Origin of the sequence: Actinacidiphila sp. DG2A-62 (assembly GCF_035825295.1) — a bacterium.
In the GTDB taxonomy this organism is placed as follows: Bacteria; Actinomycetota; Actinomycetes; order Streptomycetales; family Streptomycetaceae; genus Actinacidiphila.
The window spans coordinates 6,490,994-6,511,165 of the sequence record NZ_JAYMGI010000002.1 but is presented as its reverse complement, the minus strand read 5'-3'; the positions used below and the strand labels follow the sequence as shown (position 1 = coordinate 6,511,165).

The 20,172-nt window shown below is 75.0% G+C and carries 13 protein-coding genes; 5 read left to right on the top strand and 8 right to left on the bottom strand.

What is annotated here, in order from left to right; genetic code table 11:
• Positions 1-5: 5 nt before the first annotated feature.
• The 6 genes from serA to VSR01_RS29270 all read right to left on the bottom strand — a co-directional run bounded on the left by serA (position 6) and on the right by VSR01_RS29270 (position 10,303).
• Positions 6-1,598: a phosphoglycerate dehydrogenase gene (gene serA, locus VSR01_RS29295; protein ID WP_326452069.1), complete on the bottom strand. Its 1,593-nt coding sequence runs from the start codon at positions 1,596-1,598 to the stop codon at positions 6-8.
• 336 nt (positions 1,599-1,934) lie between these two features.
• Positions 1,935-2,933 (bottom strand): ketol-acid reductoisomerase, encoded by a 999-nt coding sequence (gene ilvC, locus VSR01_RS29290; RefSeq protein WP_326453882.1) that lies wholly within the window; start codon positions 2,931-2,933, stop codon positions 1,935-1,937.
• Positions 2,934-3,022: 89 nt separating this feature from the next.
• Positions 3,023-3,550 (bottom strand): acetolactate synthase small subunit, encoded by a 528-nt coding sequence (gene ilvN / locus VSR01_RS29285; protein WP_326452068.1) that lies wholly within the window; start codon positions 3,548-3,550, stop codon positions 3,023-3,025.
• A 32-nt stretch (positions 3,551-3,582) separates the two neighbouring features.
• Entirely contained in the window at positions 3,583-5,454 is a 1,872-nt protein-coding gene (locus VSR01_RS29280) for an acetolactate synthase large subunit (RefSeq protein ID WP_326452067.1), read from the bottom strand.
• A 254-nt stretch (positions 5,455-5,708) separates the two neighbouring features.
• Positions 5,709-8,972, bottom strand: coding sequence for a putative bifunctional diguanylate cyclase/phosphodiesterase (locus VSR01_RS29275; protein WP_442785571.1), 3,264 nt, complete (start codon positions 8,970-8,972; stop codon positions 5,709-5,711).
• A gap of 353 nt (positions 8,973-9,325) precedes the next feature.
• Positions 9,326-10,303, bottom strand: a complete 978-nt coding sequence (locus VSR01_RS29270; protein ID WP_326452066.1) for a 2-hydroxyacid dehydrogenase — start codon at positions 10,301-10,303, stop codon at positions 9,326-9,328.
• A 63-nt stretch (positions 10,304-10,366) separates the two neighbouring features.
• Here VSR01_RS29270 and VSR01_RS29265 point away from each other — a divergent pair, with 63 nt between their 5' ends.
• From VSR01_RS29265 to VSR01_RS29255, 3 genes are all read left to right on the top strand, one after another.
• Positions 10,367-11,494, top strand: a complete 1,128-nt coding sequence (locus VSR01_RS29265; RefSeq protein WP_326452065.1) for an aldo/keto reductase — start codon at positions 10,367-10,369, stop codon at positions 11,492-11,494.
• Between the two features lie 349 nt (positions 11,495-11,843).
• A complete protein-coding gene (locus VSR01_RS29260; protein WP_326452064.1) occupies positions 11,844-12,926 on the top strand; it encodes an esterase-like activity of phytase family protein in 1,083 nt (360 codons plus the stop codon).
• Between the two features lie 388 nt (positions 12,927-13,314).
• Entirely contained in the window at positions 13,315-14,505 is a 1,191-nt protein-coding gene (locus VSR01_RS29255) for a PQQ-dependent sugar dehydrogenase (RefSeq protein ID WP_442785719.1), read from the top strand.
• Positions 14,506-14,627: 122 nt separating this feature from the next.
• Here VSR01_RS29255 and VSR01_RS29250 read toward each other — a convergent pair whose 3' ends face one another.
• Together VSR01_RS29250 and VSR01_RS29245 are read right to left on the bottom strand one after the other, a co-directional pair.
• Positions 14,628-17,834 (bottom strand): helix-turn-helix transcriptional regulator, encoded by a 3,207-nt coding sequence (locus VSR01_RS29250; protein ID WP_326452063.1) that lies wholly within the window; start codon positions 17,832-17,834, stop codon positions 14,628-14,630.
• On the bottom strand, positions 17,831-18,130 hold the full coding sequence (locus tag VSR01_RS29245; protein ID WP_326452062.1) for a hypothetical protein: 300 nt from the start codon (positions 18,128-18,130) through the stop codon (positions 17,831-17,833). The genes VSR01_RS29250 and VSR01_RS29245 overlap by 4 nt, the downstream gene beginning before the upstream one ends.
• Before the next feature lie 326 nt (positions 18,131-18,456).
• Between VSR01_RS29245 and VSR01_RS29240 the strand changes: the two genes are divergently transcribed.
• Both VSR01_RS29240 and VSR01_RS29235 read left to right on the top strand, forming a co-directional pair.
• On the top strand, positions 18,457-19,449 hold the full coding sequence (locus VSR01_RS29240) for a serine/threonine protein kinase (RefSeq protein ID WP_326452061.1): 993 nt from the start codon (positions 18,457-18,459) through the stop codon (positions 19,447-19,449).
• 58 nt (positions 19,450-19,507) lie between these two features.
• Positions 19,508-20,164 carry a hypothetical protein gene (locus tag VSR01_RS29235; RefSeq protein WP_326452060.1) on the top strand — a complete coding sequence of 219 codons (657 nt, stop codon included), beginning with the start codon at positions 19,508-19,510 and terminating at the stop codon, positions 20,162-20,164.
• The last annotated feature ends 8 nt before the right edge of the window (positions 20,165-20,172 follow it).

Sequence of the window (20,172 nt, the reverse complement as noted above, 5' to 3'; positions counted from 1 at the left end):
CGCGCTCAGTCCGTGAGGTTGACCGCCCGCGCGGACGTGGCGCCGATCTCGTCGGCGATGTCGGCGAGCACTCCGGCCGGGATGGTCGAGTCGACGGTGAGGGCGACCAGCGCGTCACCGCCGGCGGCGGCGCGGGCGACCTGCATGCCCGCGATGTTGACGCCGACCTCGCCGAGGATGCGGCCGATGGTGCCGACCACGCCGGGGCGGTCGGTGTAGCGCAGGAAGGCCATGTGGTCGGCGAGCACCAGGTCCACGTCCTCCTCGCCGACGGCGACGATCTTCTGGACGTGCTTGGGCCCGGCGAGCGTGCCGGAGACCGCGACCTCGGTGCCGTCGGCGAGGGTGCCGCGCACGGTGACCAGGTTGCGGTGGTTGGGCGACTCGCTGCTGGTGGTCAGCCGCACCTCGACGCCGCGCTCCTGCGCGAACAGCGGCGCGTTGACGTAGGAGACCGTCTCGGCCACCACGTCCTCGAACACGCCCTTGAGCGCGCTGAGTTCGAGGATCTTCACGTCGTGCTGGGTGATCTCGCCGCAGACCTCGACGTCGAGCCGGGCGGCGACCTCGCCGGCCAGCGCGGTGAAGATGCGGCCGAGCTTCTCGGCCAGCGGCAGGCCCGGCTTGACGTCCTCGGCGATCACGCCGCCCTGGACGTTGACCGCGTCGGGCACCAGCTCGCCGGCCAGCGCGAGCCGCACCGACTTGGCGACGGCGATGCCCGCCTTCTCCTGGGCCTCGTCGGTGGAGGCGCCCAGGTGCGGGGTGGCCACCACGTTGTCGAACTGGAACAGCGGGGAGTCGGTGCACGGCTCCTTGGCGTAGACGTCCAGGCCCGCGCCGGCCACCCGGCCCTCCTTGAGGGCGGCGGCCAGCGCCTCCTCGTCCACGATCCCGCCGCGCGCGGCGTTGACGATCCGCACCGAGGGCTTGACCTTGTGCAGCGCCTCGTCGCCGATCAGGCCGAGGGTCTCGGGCGTCTTGGGCAGGTGCACGGTGATGAAGTCGGAGGTCTCCAGCAGCTCGTCCAGCGTCAGCAGTTTGACGCCCATCGTGGCGGCCTTGGCGGGCTGCACATAGGGGTCGTAGGCGACGACCTTCATGCCGAAGGCGGCCATCCGCTGCGCGACCAGGACGCCGATGCGGCCGAGGCCGACCACGCCGAGGGTCTTCTCGCTCAGCTCCACACCGGTGTACTTGTTGCGCTTCCACTCGCCGGCCTTGAGCGCGGCGTTGGCCGGCGCGATGTTGCGCGCGGTGGCGATGATCAGACCGCAGGCCAGCTCGGCGGCGGTGACGATGTTCGAGGTGGGGGCGTTGACGACCATGACGCCGGCCTTGGTGGCGGCGGCCACGTCGACGTTGTCCAGGCCGACGCCGGCGCGGGCGACGACGCGCAGCCTGCGGGCCGCGGCGACCGCCTCGGCGTCCACCTTGGTGGCGCTGCGGATCAGGATGGCGTCGACGTCGGCGATCGCGGACAGCAGTTCGGCTCGGTCCGCGCCGTTGCAGTGCCGGATCTCGAAGTCCGGGCCGAGGGCGTCGACCGTGGCCGGCGACAGCTCTTCTGCGATGAGTACGACAGGCTTCTGGCTCACGTGGGTCCTCACTTGTCCTGCGGGGGCGGCCGGTCCCGTACGACCGCTCCGGGGAGGCGGGGATGGCATGCCGCGTGGAAGACGCACGACGCTGTGAGCCTGACGCGCTTGTTAACGAAGTGTATCGGCGGGTCGCACGCTGTCCCTCGACGCGATGGAAGGATCACCCGATGGTGGTTGTACGCCGCGGACAAGCGGTGTCCGGCCGCCGGACGGGCGGGGCCGTGACCTGCGCGGACGCCGGGGAAGCGGCCGCGCGGGCCGCCGGACGGGCGCGCGTCGTCCCGTCCGGCGGCCGGGGCCCGCGGATCACTCACCGTGGGCCCCGCGGAGGGCTCAGGCCTCCTCGTCCACCCAGCTCATGAGCTTGCGGAGCTTGCGGCCGGTGGTCTCCAGCAGGTGGTTCTCGTCGGCCTTCTTGTACTCGTTGTACTTCGGCAGGCCGGCGTTGTACTCGGCGATCCAGTTGTTGGCGAAGCTGCCGTCCTGGATCTCGGCGAGGATCTTCTTCATCTCCGCCTTGGTGCCCTCGTTGATGATCCGCGGGCCGGAGACGTAGTCGCCCCACTCGGCGGTCTCGGAGACCGACCAGCGCATCTTCTCCAGGCCGCCCTCGTACATCAGGTCCACGATGAGCTTCAGCTCGTGCAGGCACTCGAAGTACGCGATCTCCGGCTGGTAGCCGGCCTCGACCAGGGTCTCGAAGCCCGCCTTGACCAGCGCGGAGGTGCCGCCGCACAGCACCGCCTGCTCGCCGAACAGGTCGGTCTCGGTCTCCTCGGTGAAGGTGGTCTTGATGACGCCGGCCCGGGTGCCGCCGATGCCCTTGGCGTACGACAGCGCGAGCGCGAAGCCGTTGCCGGTCGCGTCCTGCTCGACCGCCGCGATGCACGGGACGCCGCGGCCCTCCTCGTACTGGCGGCGCACCAGGTGGCCCGGGCCCTTGGGCGCGACCATGCACACGTCGACGCCGGCCGGCGGCTTGATGAAGCCGTAGCGGATGTTGAGGCCGTGGCCGAAGAACAGGGCGTCGCCGTCCTTGAGGTTGTCCTTGATGGACTCCTCGTAGACGCGGGCCTGGATCGGGTCCGGCACCAGGATCATGATGACGTCGGCCTCGGCGGCGGCCTCGGCGACCGGCACCACGCGCAGGCCCTGCTCCTCGGCCTGCGCCTTGGACTTGGAGCCCTCGTGCAGACCGACGCGCACGTCGACGCCCGAGTCGCGCAGCGACAGCGCGTGGGCGTGGCCCTGGCTGCCGTATCCGATGACCGCGACCTTGCGGCCCTGGATGATGGACAGGTCGGCGTCGTCGTCGTAGAACAGCTCGGCCACTTGGGGTCTCTCCTCGGGTCTTCTTCGGGTGGTACGGGTGGTACGGCCCACCGTACGACTGGCGGGCACGGGCGGGTCCTGCGGTCTCGCTACGCGGACCGGTCCAGGGCCCGCAGGCTGCGGTCGGTGATGGAGCGGGCGCCGCGTCCGATGGCGATGGTGCCGGACTGCACCAGCTCCTTGATGCCGAACGGCTCCAGCATCTTGAGCATCGCCTCCAGCTTGTCGGCGCTGCCGGTGGCCTCGACGGTGACCGCCTCGGGCGAGACGTCCACGGTCTTGGCGCGGAAGAGCTGGACGATCTCGACGATCTGCGAGCGGGACTCGTTGTCGGCGCGGACCTTCACCAGGACGAGTTCGCGCTGGACGGCGGCGCCGGGGTCGAGTTCGACGATCTTCAGCACGTTGACGAGCTTGTTGAGCTGCTTGGTGACCTGCTCCAGCGGGAGTTCGTCGATGACGTTCACCACGATGGTGATGCGGGAGATGTCGGGGTGCTCGGTGGTGCCGACGGCGAGGGAGTCGATGTTGAAGCCGCGGCGGGAGAACAGCGCGGTGATCCTGGCCAGGACGCCGGGCTTGTTCTCCACCAGGACGGAGAGGGTGTGCTTGGACATGGGGGTGGTTTCCTTCTCTCGCGTCGTCCGGCTCACTCGTCCACCGCGTCGCCGAAGTCCGGGCGGACGTCGCGGGCGGCCATGATCTCGTCGTTGGAGGTGCCGGCGGCGACCATCGGCCACACCATGGCGTCCTCGTGCACGATGAAGTCCACCACGACCGGGCGGTCGTTGATCGCGTTGGCCTCGGCGATCACCTTGTCCAGGTCGTCGGGCGACTCGCAGCGCAGGCCGACGCAGCCCATCGCCTCGGACAGCTTGACGAAGTCCGGGACGCGGGTGCCGCGGTTGGTGACCGAGCCGACGCCGCGGGTGGAGCCGGGGACGTTCTCCGCGCCGTCGTGCAGCACGGTGTTGGAGAACCGCTCGCCGTAGAAGAGGTTCTGCCACTGGCGGACCATGCCCAGGGCGCCGTTGTTGATGACGGCGACCTTGATCGGGATGTTGTTCAGGGCGCAGGTGACCAGTTCCTGGTTGGTCATCTGGAAGCAGCCGTCGCCGTCGATCGCCCACACGGTGGCCTCGGGGCGGCCGGCCTTGGCGCCCATGGCCGCGGGCACCGCGTAGCCCATGGTGCCGGCGCCGCCGGAGTTGAACCAGGTGCCGGGCTTCTCGTACTTGATGAACTGCGCGGCCCACATCTGGTGCTGGCCGACGCCGGCCGCGAACAGCGTGCCCTCCGGGGCCAGTTGGCCGATCCGCTCGATGACCTGCTGCGGGGACAGGCTGCCGTCGTCGGGCAGGTCGTAGCCGAGCGGGTAGGTGTTGCGCCAGAAGTTCAGCTGGTCCCACCAGGCGCTGTAGTCGCCCTTGTGGCCGGCCTCGTGGTCGGCCTGGACGGCGACGATCAGGTCGGCGAGCACCTCGCGGGCGTCGCCGACGATCGGCACGTCGGCGATCCGGTTCTTGGAGATCTCGGCCGGGTCGATGTCGGCGTGCACGACCTTGGCCAGCGGCGCGAAGGTGTCCAGGCGGCCGGTGACCCGGTCGTCGAAGCGGGCGCCGAGCGCCACGATCAGGTCGGCCTTCTGCAGCGCGGTGACCGCGGAGACGTTGCCGTGCATGCCGGGCATGCCGACGTGCTGCGGGTGGCTGTCGGGGAACGCGCCGAGCGCCATCAAGGTGGTGGTGACCGGCGCGCCGGTCAGCTCGGCCAGGATGCGCAGTTCGGCGGTGGCCCGCGCCTTGAGCACGCCGCCGCCGACGTACAGGACCGGGCGGCGGGACTCGTTGATCAGCCGGGCGGCCTCGCGGATCTGCTTGGCGTGCGGCTTGGTCACCGGGCGGTAGCCGGGCAGGTCCTGCTGCGGCGGCCAGCTGAAGACGGTCTCGTTCTGCAGCGCGTCCTTGGCGATGTCGACCAGCACCGGGCCGGGGCGTCCGGTGGAGGCGATGTGGAACGCCTCGGCGATGGTCCGGGCGATGTCGTCGGCGCGGGTGATGAGGAAGTTGTGCTTGGTGACCGGCATGGTGATGCCGCAGATGTCCGCCTCCTGGAAGGCGTCCGTGCCGATGGACTTCGAGGCGACCTGGCCGGTGATGGCGACGATCGGCACGGAGTCCATGTGGGCGTCGGCGATCGGCGTGACGAGGTTGGTCGCGCCGGGGCCGGAGGTGGCCATGCACACCCCGACCTTGCCGGTGGCCTGCGCGTAGCCGGTGGCGGCGTGGCCGGCGCCCTGCTCGTGGCGGACCAGCACGTGGCGGACCTTGGAGGAGTCCATCAGCGGGTCGTACGCCGGCAGGATCGCGCCGCCCGGGATGCCGAATACGGTGTCGGCGCCGACGGCCTCCAGGGAGCGGATGAGCGCCTGCGCGCCCGTCATGCGCTCGGCGGGAGCGGCGGGCGCCGCGCTGCGGGCCCGCGGCTGCGGATGGTGGGACCCGGTGGCCTGCTCGGTCATCTGCGTTCTCTTCTCTCGAAGATGAGGGTGCTGAGGGTGGTGAGGTGCTGCGGGAATGGGGGCCGTCCGCGCGGAGGGTTCCTCGCCGCCCGCATGCGTCCCGGGCAACAAAAAACCCCTCGTGCCGTGAGGCAAGCGAGGGGAGCGCGCCGGTGGGGTGCGAGGCGGTGGGTGCCTCGGTCAGCCGACGCGCTGTCCAAGTACGAGAATTCGGGAGTGCATGGCCCGACCTTCCTCCGCGCGCCCCGGGGGTGTCAAGCGGGTGGGACGGGCGTCTCAGTATGTGAGCGGGCGGCGGGTACCGGCAGGGCCGCCTCGCACGGCCTCGACGGTACGCCTTCCGGTGGCACGCCCGGTGCGCCCCCGGGCGGCCCGCCCTCCGGCGGCGGGTTCGGCGGCGGGGCCTGCGGCGGCCGGCTCTGCGGCGGATTCGGCGGCGGGGCCTCCCGGGGGACGGCGTCCCGCGGCACCGGGAAGCCGCCGCGGGCCAGCGAGCCGCGCAGCCGGTGTTCGTCCAGCGGCTCGGAGAATGCCATGCCGACGCCGTGCTGGCAGCCCATCTCGCGCAGCGCGTCCACCTGGTCCGGGTGGTCCACGCCGTCGGCGACGGTGCGGATGCCGAGGTCGGCGGCGATCCGCACCAGCCCCTGGGTGATCTTGTGGTGGCGGACCGACTCGGCGATCCCCTCGGTCAGACACCGGTCCAGCTTGATCAGGTCCACCGGCAGGGCGCGCAGCGCGGCGAGCGCTCCGTGGCCCGCGCCGAAGCCGCCGAGCGCGATCCGCACGCCGATGCCGCGCAGCACCGCCAGTCGCCGTTCCAGCTCCTCGTGCGGGATGCGGGGGTCGCCGCCGGGCAGTTCGAGCACCAGGCCGCCGGGCGGCAGGTCGTGCCGGTCCAGCAGGGCCTCGACGACGCCGGCGGGCAGCTCGCGGTGGAACAGCCGGCGGACCGGGAAGCGCACGGTCACCGGCAGCCGGTGTCCCTCGGCGTAACGGCGGGCGGCCTGGGCGACCGCCTGTTCCAGCAGCCAGCGGCCGGGTTCCAGGCGCTCTAAGCGTCGGTCGCCGGCCCGCGCGCCGCCCGCGGCGGCCTCCGCGGCTGCCTCCTCGGCGGCGTCCGGGGCCGCGGCGTCCGGCGGGTCGGGGTCGTCGTGCTCGTCGGCGCGGCGCAGGAACTCGGCGGGCGTGAAGAGGATGCCCGCGCCCGAGCGCCACCGCGGCTGGGCCTCGACGCCGGTGATCCGGCCGCCGGCCAGCTCCACCACCGGCTGGTGCAGCAGCGTCAGCTCGCCGTCGTGCAGCGCCCGGCGCAGCCGCCCGGACAGCTCGGCGCGGCGCACCGCCTCGGCGCGCAGCCGCGGGGCGTACAGCTCGACCCGGCCGCGGCCGCTCTGCTTGGCGCGGTACATCGCCAGGTCGGCGTTGCGCATCAGCGCGGTCGGGCTGTCGCCTGGCCGGGCGAAGGCGATGCCGATGCTGGCGCCGACGGTGATCTCGCCGGCCGAGGTGCGGTAGGGCGCGGAGAGCGCGGCGCGCAGCCGGTCGGCGATCTCCCGGATCTGGCGGTCGACTGCCGGGCCGCCGCGGCCGGGGGCGTGCGCCGGATCGCGGCCGGGAGCCGAACCGGACGCGGGGGCGTGGCCGGGGGGCGAGCCCGACACGGGGGCGTGGCCGGAAGCCGGGTCGTAGCCGGGGGCGGCGTCCCGGCCCGGGGCGGGGTCGTCGTCCCGGGAGCCGGGACCGGCGATCAGCACGGCGAACTCGTCGCCGCCGAGCCGGGCCGCGGTGTCGCCGACCCGCAGCGAGTCCTTGAGCCTGCGGGCGGCCTGCACCAGCAGGTCGTCCCCGGCCTGGTGGCCGGCCGAGTCGTTGACCGCCTTGAAGCCGTCGAGGTCGACGTAGAGCACCGCGGCGTGCCCGTCGCCGGACCGGCGGCCGCGCAGCGCCTTGCCGAGGCGCTCGGTGAACAGCGCCCGGTTGGGCAGGTCGGTCAGCGGGTCGTGCGAGGCGTTGTGCTGCAACTGGGCCTGGAGCCTGACGCGTTCGGTGACGTCGCGGCTGTTGAAGATCAGGCCGCCCTGGTAGCGCTTGACGCTGGACTCCACATGCAGCCAGCGCGCGCCCTCCGCGTCCCCGACCGGGTCGCGGGCGTGTCCCGACCTGATCCGGCACTCGATGCGCGTCGCGGGCTCGTCGCCGGGGCGAGCGGCCAGGAAGCGGCGCACCTCGTGCACCACCCGGCCGAGGTCCTCGGGGTGGATGTGGGCGGCCAGTTCGGTGCCGACCAGTTCCTCGGGATCGCGGCCGTAGACGCCCTTGGCGGCGGGGCTGACGTAGCGCAGCACACCGGTGGGGGCGGCGATCATGATGACGTCGCTCGACCCCTGGACCAGGGAGCGGAAGTGGTTCTCCTTGTGGGCCAGTTCCTGGGTGAGCGCGATGTTGTCCAGCAGCATGATGCCCTGCCGGACCACCAACGCCAGCACCACCGTGCAGCCGGTGAAGAGCACCACGCGGTCGCACTTCTGACCGGTGATCACGTCGTAGAGGATGCCCAGGGTGCACACCGCCGCGGCCAGGTACGGCGTCAGCGCGGACAGCGAGCCGGCGACCTTGCGGGTGGTGGCGCCGGTGCGCCGGGGCGGGTGGTGGCGCGGGCCGACCCAGGGGGCGTACGCCATCAGCAGCGCGCCGGCGAACCAGCCGGCGTCCAGCACCTGTCCGGAGCGGTAGTGCGCCCGCAGCAGCGGCGAGGTGAACAGCGCGTCGCACAGCACCGTCAGCGCGAGCGCGGCCAGCGCGGTGTTGACGGCGGCGCGGTTGGCGGCCGAGCGGCGGAAGTGCAGCGCGAGGACCATGCTGACCAGGACGATGTCCAGCAGCGGGTAGGCCAGCGACAGCGCCATCCTGGTGGTGCTCGGACCGTCCGAACGCGCGGTGTGGGCCAGCGCCAGGCTCCAGGACAGGGTGAGCAGCGAGCCGCCGATCAGCCAGGTGTCCAGCGCCAGGCAGATCCAGCCGGGCCGGGTGACCGGGCGCTTGGCCAGCACCAGCAGGCCGATGACGGCGGGCGGCGCGAAGAGCAGGAAGCAGAAGTCGGCGGCCGAGGTCTGCGGCACCGGCTCGCGCAGGATCACCTCGTACCAGCCCCAGATGGCGTTGCCCAGGGCGAGCATCGAGGAGGAGACGGCGAACAGCAGCCACGCCGGGCGGTGCGGTCCGGCGACCCTGCGGGCGTACAGCAGCGCGGAGACGGCGGCGCCGGCGGAGGCGGCGGCCAGCCCGAAGTCGCCCATGATCAGGGCCACTTCGGTGGAACCCCAGCCGAGGGCGGCGCCGGTGGTGTAGCCGGCGCAGAGCACCGCGAGGACCAGTTGCGGCAGCAGGGCGGCGCGCCCGCGCTCCCCGCCGCGATCGTCCTTCCGGTCGCCGCCGGGCGCGCCGGAGCCGCCGGCGCGGTCGCGGTCGCCGTGGTCGGGCTGCGGCGTCGCGAGCACCGCGCCGGTGGCGGTCACCGTGCCGCTCCGGGGCGTGCGGCGGCGCGGCCGCGGCAGGACGCCCCGCCCGGCCCGGTCCGTCCGGTCGGACCGGTCGGACCGGTGACGCCGCCGCGTCGGTCCTCGGTGCGCTGGGCCCGCGTGTCCGGATCGGTCGCTCCGCCGTGCATCGCCCGTCGCCCCCCTTACTTGCTCGACCTGCTCACTCGACCTGCTCGTCGTCCCCGCCGTCGTCGGCGGCGCGGACGCTCGCGGTGGGTCCCCCGACGTGACGATACACCAGAATCGTCACTCAGCGATAGGGTCGATCTACCCTGTGTAATCATATGGGCGACGGCGTACACCCGGTGCAGTCGCCTGGCGCCTGGCGCTCAGCTCGTCGCGACCACGTTCCGCAGCTCCTCGCCGGCGGCGAAGCGGCGGAGCTGGTCGCGGACCAGCCGGTGGGCGCGCGGCAGGAACGCCGAGGTGCTGCCGCCCACATGGGGGCTGATCAGCACGCCGGGCGCGTGCCACAGCGGATGTCCGGGCGGCAGCGGCTCGGGGTCGGTGACGTCCAGGGCCGCGGTCAGCCGCCCGGACTCGGTCTCCGCGAGCAGCGCCTTGGTGTCCACCACCGGCCCGCGCGCGACGTTGACCAGCAGCGCACCGTCCTTCATCGCGGCCAGGAACGACGCGTCGACCAGTCCCCTGGTCTGCTCGGTGAGCGGGGTGGTGAGCACCACCACATCGGCCGACGGCAGCAGCTCCGGCAGCTCGGCCAGCGCGTGCACCGGGCCGCGCGGCGCATCCCGGGCGGTGCGCGCGACCCGCGCCACCTCGCACTCGAAGGCCGCCAGCCGGTCCTCGACCGCCGCGCCGATGGCACCGTAGCCGACGATCAGCACCCGGCGGTCGGCGAGCGCCGGGTAGAAGCCGGAGTACCACTTCTCGTTGTCCTGGCCGCGCACGAAGCGCGGGAGGCCGCGCAGCGACGCCAGGACCAGGGTCAGCGCCAGCTCCGCGGTGCTGGCCTCGTGCACACCGCGCGCGTTGCACAGCCGTACGCCCGGCGGCATCCCCTTCAGGTGCGGGATGACGGCGTCGACGCCCGCGCTGAGCGTCTGCACCACCTGGACGCGGCGCATCCGCGGCATCGGCAGGGCCACGGCGTCCGGGCCCTTCATGTACGGGACCACGTAGAACACCGCGTCCGCCGGGTCGGCGGGGAAGTCCGGCGCGGTGGCGTCCCAGAAGACGTAGCGGAACGCGTCGGGCAGCCCCGCCACCTCCTGCGGCGGCAGCGGCAGCCACACCTGGGGGCGGTCCGGGTCCTGCCCGGCGGCCGGAGAACCTGGTGAATCGGTCATGGTCAGGAGGCTATGGCACAGTGGGGCGGCCGGGTGGGGACGGTGTGGAGGAAGGCAGACAGGGTGGAGCGCAGGCGGGTCGGGGCGGCGGCCCTCGAAGTGGGTGCGGTCGGGCTCGGCTGCATGCCGATGAGCTGGGCGTACAGCACCTCGCGGCAGGACGGCGAGACGTCTGTGCGGGCGGTGCACACCGCGCTCGACCTCGGCGCCGCGCTGCTGGACACCGCCGACATGTACGGCCCCTTCACCAACGAGCTGCTGCTCGGACGGGTGTTGAAGGAGCGGCGCGACGAGGCGTTCGTCGCCACCAAGTGCGGGCTGCTGGTCGGCGAGCAGCACGTCGTCGCCAACGGCCGCCCCTCGTACGTGAAACGGGCCTGCGACGCGTCGCTGCGCCGGCTGCAGACCGATGTGATCGACCTGTACCAGTTGCACCGCGCCGATCCCGAGGTCCCGTTGGAGGAGACCTGGGGCGCGCTGGCCGAGCTGGTCACGGCGGGCAAGGTGCGGGCGCTCGGGCTGTGCGCGGTGGGCGCGCGGGGCGAGCAGCGCGGCGGCCGGCCGGGCGGGCGCGCGGCGCACCGGGCGAGCGGGGGCGCGAGCGGGGGCGCGGACGGTCGCGCCGGGCGTACGGGCGCGGGCGCGGGCGGGCGTACAGGCGCCGGCCGGCGTACGGGCGCGGGGACCGCCGGAGGGACGCTGCACGCGCGGACGCTGCGGCAACTGGCGCGGGCGCAGCAGGTGTTCCCGGTCTCCAGCGTGCAGGCGGAGCTGTCGGTCTGGGCGCCCGAGGCGCTGGAGGAGCTGCTGCCGTGGTGCGAGGCGCACGGCGTCGGGCTGCTCGCCGCGATGCCGCTGGGCAACGGCTTCCTCACCGGCACGCTGACGCCCGGCGAGGGGTTCGAGCCGGACGACCTGCGGGCCAGGCATCCGCGGTTCACCGCGGAGATGATGGCGGCGAACCAGCCGATCGTCGCCGGGCTGCGGCGCGTCGCCGCCCGGCACGGCGCGACGCCCGCGCAGGTCGCGCTCGCGTGGGCCCTCGCGCAGGGACCGGGCGTGGTGCCGATCCCCGGCGCCAAGACCCCGGCGTGGGTCGCAGAGAACGCCGCGGCGGCGGATCTGGCGCTCAGCGCCGACGACCTGGCGGACATCGCGGCGCTGCCGCCGGCCCGCGGGTCCTGGGACTGAGGGCGGCCCCGGGACTGAGCGCGGGTCCTGGGACTGAGCGCGGGCTCGCAGGCCGGCGAGGACTCACGGGCCCGCGGACTCAGGGGCTCACGGCCGCCGCCGGTCAGGCCCGCGGCCGGGCGCGCGGGGCCGCGGCGCTCGCGGGCCGCCGGGCACGCCGGGCGCGACGGGCACGGCCGGCGCGCCGGGCGCGACAGGCACGACAGGCACGACAGGCACGACAGGCACCGGACACGGCCGCAAGCAGGGCGAAACCGGGTCCGTTCAAGGGGAGTTCGCCGAAGGTTGTCACGCCGGGCCCGGCGCACACGGCACAGTGGGCCGCAACCGTGACTGAAAGGACCCGCCCGTGCGCCGCTCGCGCCTCCGTTCCCTGGCCGCCCCGCTGTCGACCGCCGCGCTCTCGCTGTCCCTCGCGCTCGCCGCGCCGTCCGCCGCCCAGGCCCACGCGCCGGGCCGCTCCCCCGCGCCCGCGCGCGGCCACGCGCCCGCCGCCTGCTCCCCCTACGTAGGCATCACCGGCTTCTCCGACCAGCTCGACAAGACGTCCGTTGCGGGCACGCCGGTCTCCGAGCTGTCCGGCTTCGCGCACGACACGGACGGCCGACTGCTCGCCGTCGGGGACAGCTCGTACCTCTACACGCTGGACCCGCGGACCGACGACGTCCTGTCCGCGCAGCCGCTCGCCCACCGCGACGGCACGATCCTGGACTCCGAGGCCGTCGCGGTGAACCCGGACGGCACCCGGCTGGTGACGGACGAGACCGCTCCCTCCGTCTCGCTGTTCTCCCGCTCCGGCCGCGAGCTCGGCGCCCTTCCGGTGCCGGACGCGCTGAAGGTGGCGCCGGCCGGGCGCGCCACGCACAACCTGACCTTCGAGGGGCTGGCGCTGCTGCCCGGCGGCCGGACCCTGGTCGCGTCGATGGAGGGGGCGCTCACCGGTGACGCGCCGGACCTGCGCCGCTTCCAGACCTGGCAGCGGATCGGCCGCTCCGACGCCTTCCGGCTCGGCCCGCAGTACGCGTTCAGGACCGACCCCGGCCTGGACGTCTCGGACATCACCTCCACCGGCGACGGGCGGCTGCTGGTGCTGGAGCGCACGTACACCTCCGGCGTCGGCAACACCGTGCACCTGGTGCTGGCCGATCCGCGCGGCGCCACCGACGTGGCCGGCGTCGACGTCCTGACGGACGGTCAGCGGGGCGTGCGGCCGGTCGCGGCGCGTACGATCGCCGACATCGGCGCCTGCCCGTCGCTCGGCGCGACCGCGAAGCAGCCGCAGCCGAACCCGCTGCTGGACAACATCGAGGGCGTCACGGTCGACGGCCGCGGCCCGGCCGGGACCCTGCGGGTGCTGCTGGTCAGCGACGACAACGCGAACCCGGTGCAGACCACGCGGCTCTACCGGCTCACCGCCCGGCTGCCCCGGTAGGACGCCCGCCGCCGGGCTCTCCCGGTCGCCTGGCTCTCCCGGTCGCCTGGCTCTCCCGGGTGCGCGAGCCGGGTACCCGGAGTCCCGCGCCGGGGTCCGGCAGGTGGTCCTACGCGCGGGTCCGGCGCCGGGGTCCGGTGCGCCGGCCCGGTCCCGCGGCGGGGAACGGCGGGCGGAGCGCGGGCCGGTGTGATGTGCTGGGCGGGTGAAGACCGCGAAGGTGACCGCCTGCCGTTCCGCCGCTTCCGGCAGGTCTGTTCCCACGGGCGCGCCCACCGCGCCTACCACGCCCGCCGCACCCACCGCGCTGACCGCGCCCACGCCGTCCGTCCTGCCCGCCGCACCCGCCGCGCCCGCCGCGCGGCGCACCTCCGCACGGGCCGGGGCCGTGGCGCTCGCGGTCGTCGCCGCGCTCGTGGCGGGCGGCTGCTCGGACGGCGGCGGGAAGATCACGCCGCCGGGCGGGGGCAGGCCGTCCGCGAGCGGGCCGACGGCGACCGCGCCGGGCCCTTCGGGCCGCTCGCCGTCCACCGGGACCGCGACGCCGACGCCGACCCCCACGCCGACGCCCGCGCCCGCGAAGGGCACCGCCAAGGTGACCGCGACGGTGGCGAGCAAGCTGGCGCAGCCCTGGGGCATGGTTAGGCTGCCGGACGGCAAGCTGCTGGTGGGCTCCCGCGACAGCGGCCGGATCTCCCTGGTCGACCCGGCGACCCACAAGGTGTCCGCGGTCGGCACGGTTCCCGGCGTCTACCACACCCAGGGCGGCGAGCAGGGCCTGCTCGGCCTCGCGCTCTCCCCCGACTTCGGCACCGACCACCTGGTCTACGCGTACTTCACCACCGAGTCCGACAACCGCATCGCGCGGATGCTGTACGACCCCTCGCGGGGCAGGAACGAGCAGCTCGGCTCGCCCGACACCATCCTGCGCGGCATCCCGATGGGCACGATCCACAACGGCGGCCGGATCGCCTTCGGCCCGGACGGGATGCTCTACGCCGGCACCGGCGAGACCGGGCAGCGCGGGCTGGCGCAGGACATGTCCTCGCTGGCCGGCAAGATCCTGCGGATGACGCCGGACGGCCAACCGCCCAAGGACAACCCCACGGCCGGCTCCCTGATCTACTCCCCCGGCCACCGCAACGTCCAGGGCCTGGCCTGGGACCCCCAAGGACACCTGTGGGCCTCGGAGTTCGGCCAGGACACGTGGGACGAGCTGAACCTGATCGTGCCGGGCGGGAACTACGGCTGGCCGGTCGTGGAGGGCATCGCCCACCGCGCGGGGTATGTGGACCCCGTCGCGCAGTGGCACACCGACCAGGCGTCGCCCTCCGGCATCGCCTACGCGGCCGGCTCGATCTGGCTCGCCTCCCTCAAGGGCGAGCGGCTCTGGCGCGTCCCCCTCGACGGCACGAAGGCCGCCGCGCCCCCGCAGGCGTTCTTCGCCTCGCGCTACGGCCGGCTGCGCGGCCTGCTCGCCCTCGACGACCACACACTGCTGCTCACCACGAGCAACACCGACAACCGGGGAACCCCGGCCCCCACCGACGACCGCGTCCTCCGCCTCACGGTGACCTGACGCCGGGGGCGCGGCGCCACGGCCGGCCGGACGCCGATCACACAGGCGCCGGGCGCCGGGCGCACAAGCGCTGGTCGCACGGGTGCCGGGCGTGGCGGCTCCGCGGGCGTCCCCGGCCCGCGTCAGGGGAAGAGGGCCAGGCGGTGCGCGAGGGCCGCGGCTTCCCCGCGGGTGGCGACGCTCAGCTTCGCGAGGATGTTGGAGACGTGGACGCTGGCCGTCTTGGGCGAGATGAAGAGGGTCTCGGCGATCTGGCGGTTGGTGCGTCCGTCGGCGACCAGCCGCAGCACGTCGCGCTCGCGGGCGGTCAGGCCCAGCGGGTCGGGGGCCGCGCCGCCGCGGGGGGCGGACAGCCGGGCGATGCGCGCGGCCAGCGGGACCGCCCCCGCGTCCTCCGCCGCTGCCAGCGCCTCGGCGAGCAGCGGCGCGGCCTGGCGGGGCGAGCCCGACGCCAGCAGCGCCTCGGCGTGCCGGAACCGCGCCGCGGCCAGCTCCATCGGCCGCTCCTGCGCCGCGAACGCCTCCTCGACGGCCGCCCAGCGGGCCGGCCCGGCCTCGCCGCGGGCCCGCGCGGCCTCCGCGTCGACCAGCAGCGCGTACGCCTCGGCGAGCGAGGTGTCGCGGGGCAGCCCGGCCGCCGCGCCGGCGATCAGGTCGAGCGCGGCCGGGTCGGCCTCGGGGGCGTCGGCCTCCGCGGCGGCGCCGGCGGCCAGCAGCGGCCAGGCGTAGCGCGCGGTGCCGACCGGGAAGGCGGCCCGCACCCCGCCGGCCAGCTCGGCCCGCGCGTCCGCGAACCGCCCGCGCGCCGCGGCCACCTGCACCGCGAGGGTGCGGATCGGGATGAGGTGCTGCGGCTGCGTGTCGTGCTCCAGCAGCTCCTTCGCGACGGCGTGGTGGCGCTCGGCCGCGTCGGTGTCGCCGGTGGCGGCGGCGAGGAAGCCGAGGTGGGTCTCGACGCCCGCCTGGAGGAAGTTCCTGCCGACCAGCCCGCGGGCCTCGGTCAGCCGCGCCGCGGCCTCGTCGTAGCGGGCCAGCCAGAACAGCGACTCGCCCTGGTTGACGAGCAGCCAGGCGCGGGTGATGTGCGCGGCCTGCTCGCCGAGCAGTTCCAGGCCCTCGCGGCCGACGGCGACCGCCTCGCGGGAGCGGCCCGCGCCCTCCAGGGCGGACGACAGGTTGCCGTAGGTGCGGGCCAGGATCGCCGACCGGCGCCGGCCGCTGACCAGCCGCCGCACCTGCTCGACCTCGGCGATGCCGCCCTCGACGTCGCCGCAGTCCGCGCGGAGCAGGCCGAGCGTGACGCGGGCGTGCAGCTCGGTGTCGCGGTCGCCGGCCGCCCTGGCCAGCTCGACCGCGCGGCGGGCGGTCTCGATGCCCTCGTCGCCGGACTTGTGGACCATGATCCAGCCGGCGATCAGCGCGACCACCTCGGCGTGCGCGGCCGACGGCGGCAGGCCGCGGACCAGTTCGCGGGCCCGGGACAGCTCCTCCCAGCCGTCGCCGCGGGCGAGGTCCTCGGTCAGCCGGGAGCGCTGGGACCAGAACCAGGCGGCGCGCAGCGGGTCCTGGGCGCGGTCGCGCTCCATCAGCTTCAGCGCCCGCTTGGCGACGGTGTACGCGCGCTCGCGCTCGCCGCTGAGCCGGGCCGCCACCGTGATCTCGGCGAGCAGGTCGAGCAGGCTCAGCGGGGTCTCGGCGCCGCACTCGCCGGGACCGCCGACCCCCTGGGCCAGCGGCGGGTACGCCTCGGCGTAGTCGGCCGGACGCAGCGCCGCGCGTACCTCCTCGGGGGTGTCGTCCCACAGTTCGAGCGCGCGTTCCAGCAGCCGGTGCTGCTCGGCGTAGGCGTGCCGGCGGCGGGCCTCGACGGAGGCGCGCAGCACCGCGGGCAGCGCCTTGGCCGGGTCGTGCGCGCAGTACCAGAAGCTGGCCAGCCGGGCGGCCCGCTCGTCGGCGCGGACCAGCGTGGGGTCGGCCTCGATGGCCTCGGCGTAGCGGCGGCTGATCCGGCTGCGCTCGCCGGGCAGCAGGTCGTCGCCGACCGCCTCGCGCACCAGGGAGTGCCGGAAGCAGTAGCCGTCGCCGCTGTCGGTCGGCACCAGGATGTTGGCGCCGACGGCCGCGCGCAGCGCGTCGAGCAGCCGGTCCTCGTCCAGCCCCGCGATCGCGTCGAGCAGCCGGTACTCGACCGTGCTGCCGCCCTCGGCGATGATCCTGGCGACCCGCTGAGCGTCGTCCGGCAGTGCCTCGACCCGGACCAGCAGCAGGTCGCGCAGCGACTCGCTGATGCCGGTGGTGCAGCCGCGGCGCAGCGAGCAGGCGAGTTCCTCGACGAAGAAGGGGTTGCCGTCCGAGCGGGTGAAGACCTGGTCGACGACGGCGTCCTCGGGCTCGGCGCCGAGGATGGAGACGAGCTGGCGGCGCACCTCGTCGCGGCTGAAGCGGGCCACCTCGATCCGGTCGACGGTGCGCAGCCGGTCGGTCTCGGCGAGGAAGGGCCGCAGCGGGTGGCGGCGGTGGATGTCGTCGGCGCGGTAGGTGGCAGCGACGACCACGCGGGCGCGCTGCACCGAGCGGAACAGGTAGGAGAGCAGCTCGCGGGTGGAGCGGTCGGCCCAGTGCAGGTCCTCGACCACCAGCACCAGGGTGCGGTCGCTGCCCAGGCGTTCCAGCAGCCGCACGGTCAGCTCGAACAGCCGCACCCGGCCGGTCTCGTCGCGCGGGTCGCGCGGCGCCCCGGGTTCGCCGAACTCGGGCAGCAGCCGGGCCAGTTCGGCCTCCTGGCCGGCCACGGCGGTGAGCAGCTCCGGGCCGACCGTGGCGTACAGGTCGCGCAGAGCCGTCGAGATCGGCGCGAACGGAAGTCCCTCCGCGCCGATCTCGACACATCCCCCGACGGCGGTCACGGCCCCCGTGTCCCGCGCCGCCGCGAGGAATTCCTCGATGAGCCGGGTCTTGCCGACACCGGCCTCGCCGCCGATGAGCACCGCCTGCGGCTCGCCGCGGTCGGCCGCCGCGAGCGCCGCGGACAACCGTTTCAGCTCGGCGTCGCGGCCGATGAAGACGGGGCTCAGGGACTGCGTCTGCACGGTGTCGAGGATGTCACGGCGGGCCGGTGCGACGACACCGATTACTCCGCGGGCGGACGCGGCGGCCGCGGCGGGTGCGGGGGACGCGGCCGGCGCCCGGCCCACGGAGGGCGCGGGGGACGCCGCGGGTGCGCGGGACGCCGCGGGCACGGAGGCCGCCGCGGCGCCCCCGGGCCCGGTGGTCGCGGTGGCCCCGGTGGCCCCGGTGGCCGCGGTGGTCGCGGTGGCTGCGGTGCTCATGCCGTGCCGCGCGCGTGCGGGGCCCGGCGGACCCGGCCGAGGGGGCGGCGCGGCGTGCGGGCGGCGCCGGGGGAAGCAGCGGCGTCCGCAACCGCACGGCCCGGGACCACGGCGTCCGGTGCGGGCGCCCCCTCGGCGTCGGTACGGGCGGCGGTGCGCGAGGCGGTGCGGGCCTCGTTGCGGTGCGCCCGGCGCTCGGCGGCGCGGGCCGCCCGGGCGTCGCGCACCAGCCGCCACGCGTCGGCCTCACGCTGCAGTTGCTGACGGCGGTCCTGCTGGATCTCGTAGCCGAACACGGTCTCGCTCCTTGGAAGACGGCTCCTTCTGACGCTGTCCAGCCTCGTCCTCCACGGGGGTCCGCCACATCGGACACCTTCCCGAACTTCCGCCGCCGCCGCGCCCGCGCGGTCCTTAGCCGCCGGGCCCGGCCGGCCCGCGGGGGCCTTAGACGCGGGCACGGTCGCCGCCGGGGGCCTTAGACGGGTCCGGACGGGACCCGGCCGGCGCATACGTGGTCCCTACACGCGGCCTGCCCGCACCCCGCGTCCTTGACCCGGAAACGATCGCCGGGAGAGTCTGAACGTCCCCTGTGCGCCGGTGCGTCGGGACGCCGGGCGGGGGCATGGGAGGGAAGCAGACGCTCGTGGACACCGGTCTCTACATCGGGCCCGACAACGCCCCCGACCGCTACCGCCTGCTGCGCTCGATCGGGCGCGGCGGCGAGGCGGTCCTCTACCTCGCGGAACTGGAGCTGGGCGGCGCGACCGAGCCGGTCGTGGTCAAGGTGCTCGACGCGCGCCAGACGCTCTCGCGCGAGCTGTTCGCACGGATCAGCGAGAAGTGGCGGGAGCAGGCCGAGCTGCTGCGGTTCGTGCACCGGCTGGGCGTGGTCGGCATCCGGGAGCACTTCGAGGGTCCCTCCGCGCACCCGCGCGGCGCGCTCGCCGGCACAGCTCCCGGCACCGGGCGGGCGCTCTACCTGGTGATGAACCACGTCGACGGGCTCGACCTGCGCGACTGGCGGGCCGAGCGCACGCTGCGGACGCCGGCCGAGCGGCGGGAGGCGGTGCGCTGCCTGGAACAGCTCGCGGACGTGCTGGACTGGCTGCACAGCGGCGCGGCGACGCCCTCGGGGCGCACGGTCGTGCACGGCGACCTGTCCCCCGGCAACGTGATGGTCGACGCGCACGGCCAGGCCACGCTGGTCGACTTCGGGCTGAGCAAGCTCGCCGCGGACCACCGGACCGCCGAGGTCTGGTTCACGCCGGGCTTCGCCGCGCCGGAGGTCTACGGGGGCAGCTCACCCCGGCCACCGACCGGTACGCGTTCGGCGCGTTGGCCTACTTCCTGCTCAGCGGCGAGACCCCGGCCGCGACCGCCGAGGCGCTGCGGGCGGCGCTGCTCGCGCTGCCGGAATTCGCGCAGCTCGCGCCCGACCGCGCGGCCCGGCTCGCGTCGATCTTCGCCGTGGAGCCGGACGCGCGGCCCGCGTCGCTGTCGGCGTGGGTGCGCGAGCTGCGGCCCGCCGTCATCGCCACGACCACCCGCCCGCCGCTCCCCGCGCCCCCGACGGCCGCGCCTGCGACCGCCCCGTCGCCGGTCCCGCTCCCGGTGACGCCGTCGCCCCTCCCCCGTCCCCCGTCCCGCCGCCCCCGGTCCACGCGCCCGCGCCCGTGGCGAGGTCGGCGCCGCCGCGGGACGCCCCCGCGCCGGCGACCCCGGCCGGCGCCGCGCCGGCCGGCGGCAGGCGGCGCCGGGGGCTGCGGGCCGGGCTCGCCGCGGTGGTGGCGGTGCTGCTGGTCGGCGGCGGCGGGTACGCCGGGGTGGTGCTGTCCGGCGGTGACGGCGACGGCGGGCACGGCACGGCCGACGGCGCCCCGCGCTCCCCCTCCGCGTCCGGCTCCTCCACGACCTCCGGCGTCTCCGGGGCCGGCGTCTCCGGCGCCGGTGACTCGCTGACCGCGATCGACCCGGTGGACTCCACGTACTACGGCCTGGAGAGCGGAACGTCGGCGGTCGACGGCACGCGGTACGAGGACGCGCTGCACACCACGGACTGCGACGCGGGGTACGCCGAGTACAACCTCGGGCGCTCGTACCGGGCCTTCGACGTGGTGCTCGGGCTGGACGACAACAGCAGGAACCAGCCGATGACCGTCACCGTCCTCGCCGACGGCGTCCGGCTGGACCGGGACCACGTGGCGATCGGGCAGTCCTTCCACCGCAGGCTGGACGTGTCCGGGGTGCTGCGGCTGCGCGTGGAGTGGGCGCCGGGCGCGGAGGACGCCTGCGGCACGGTGGTCCTCGCCGCGCCGACGCTGCTGCGCTGAGGCCCCGG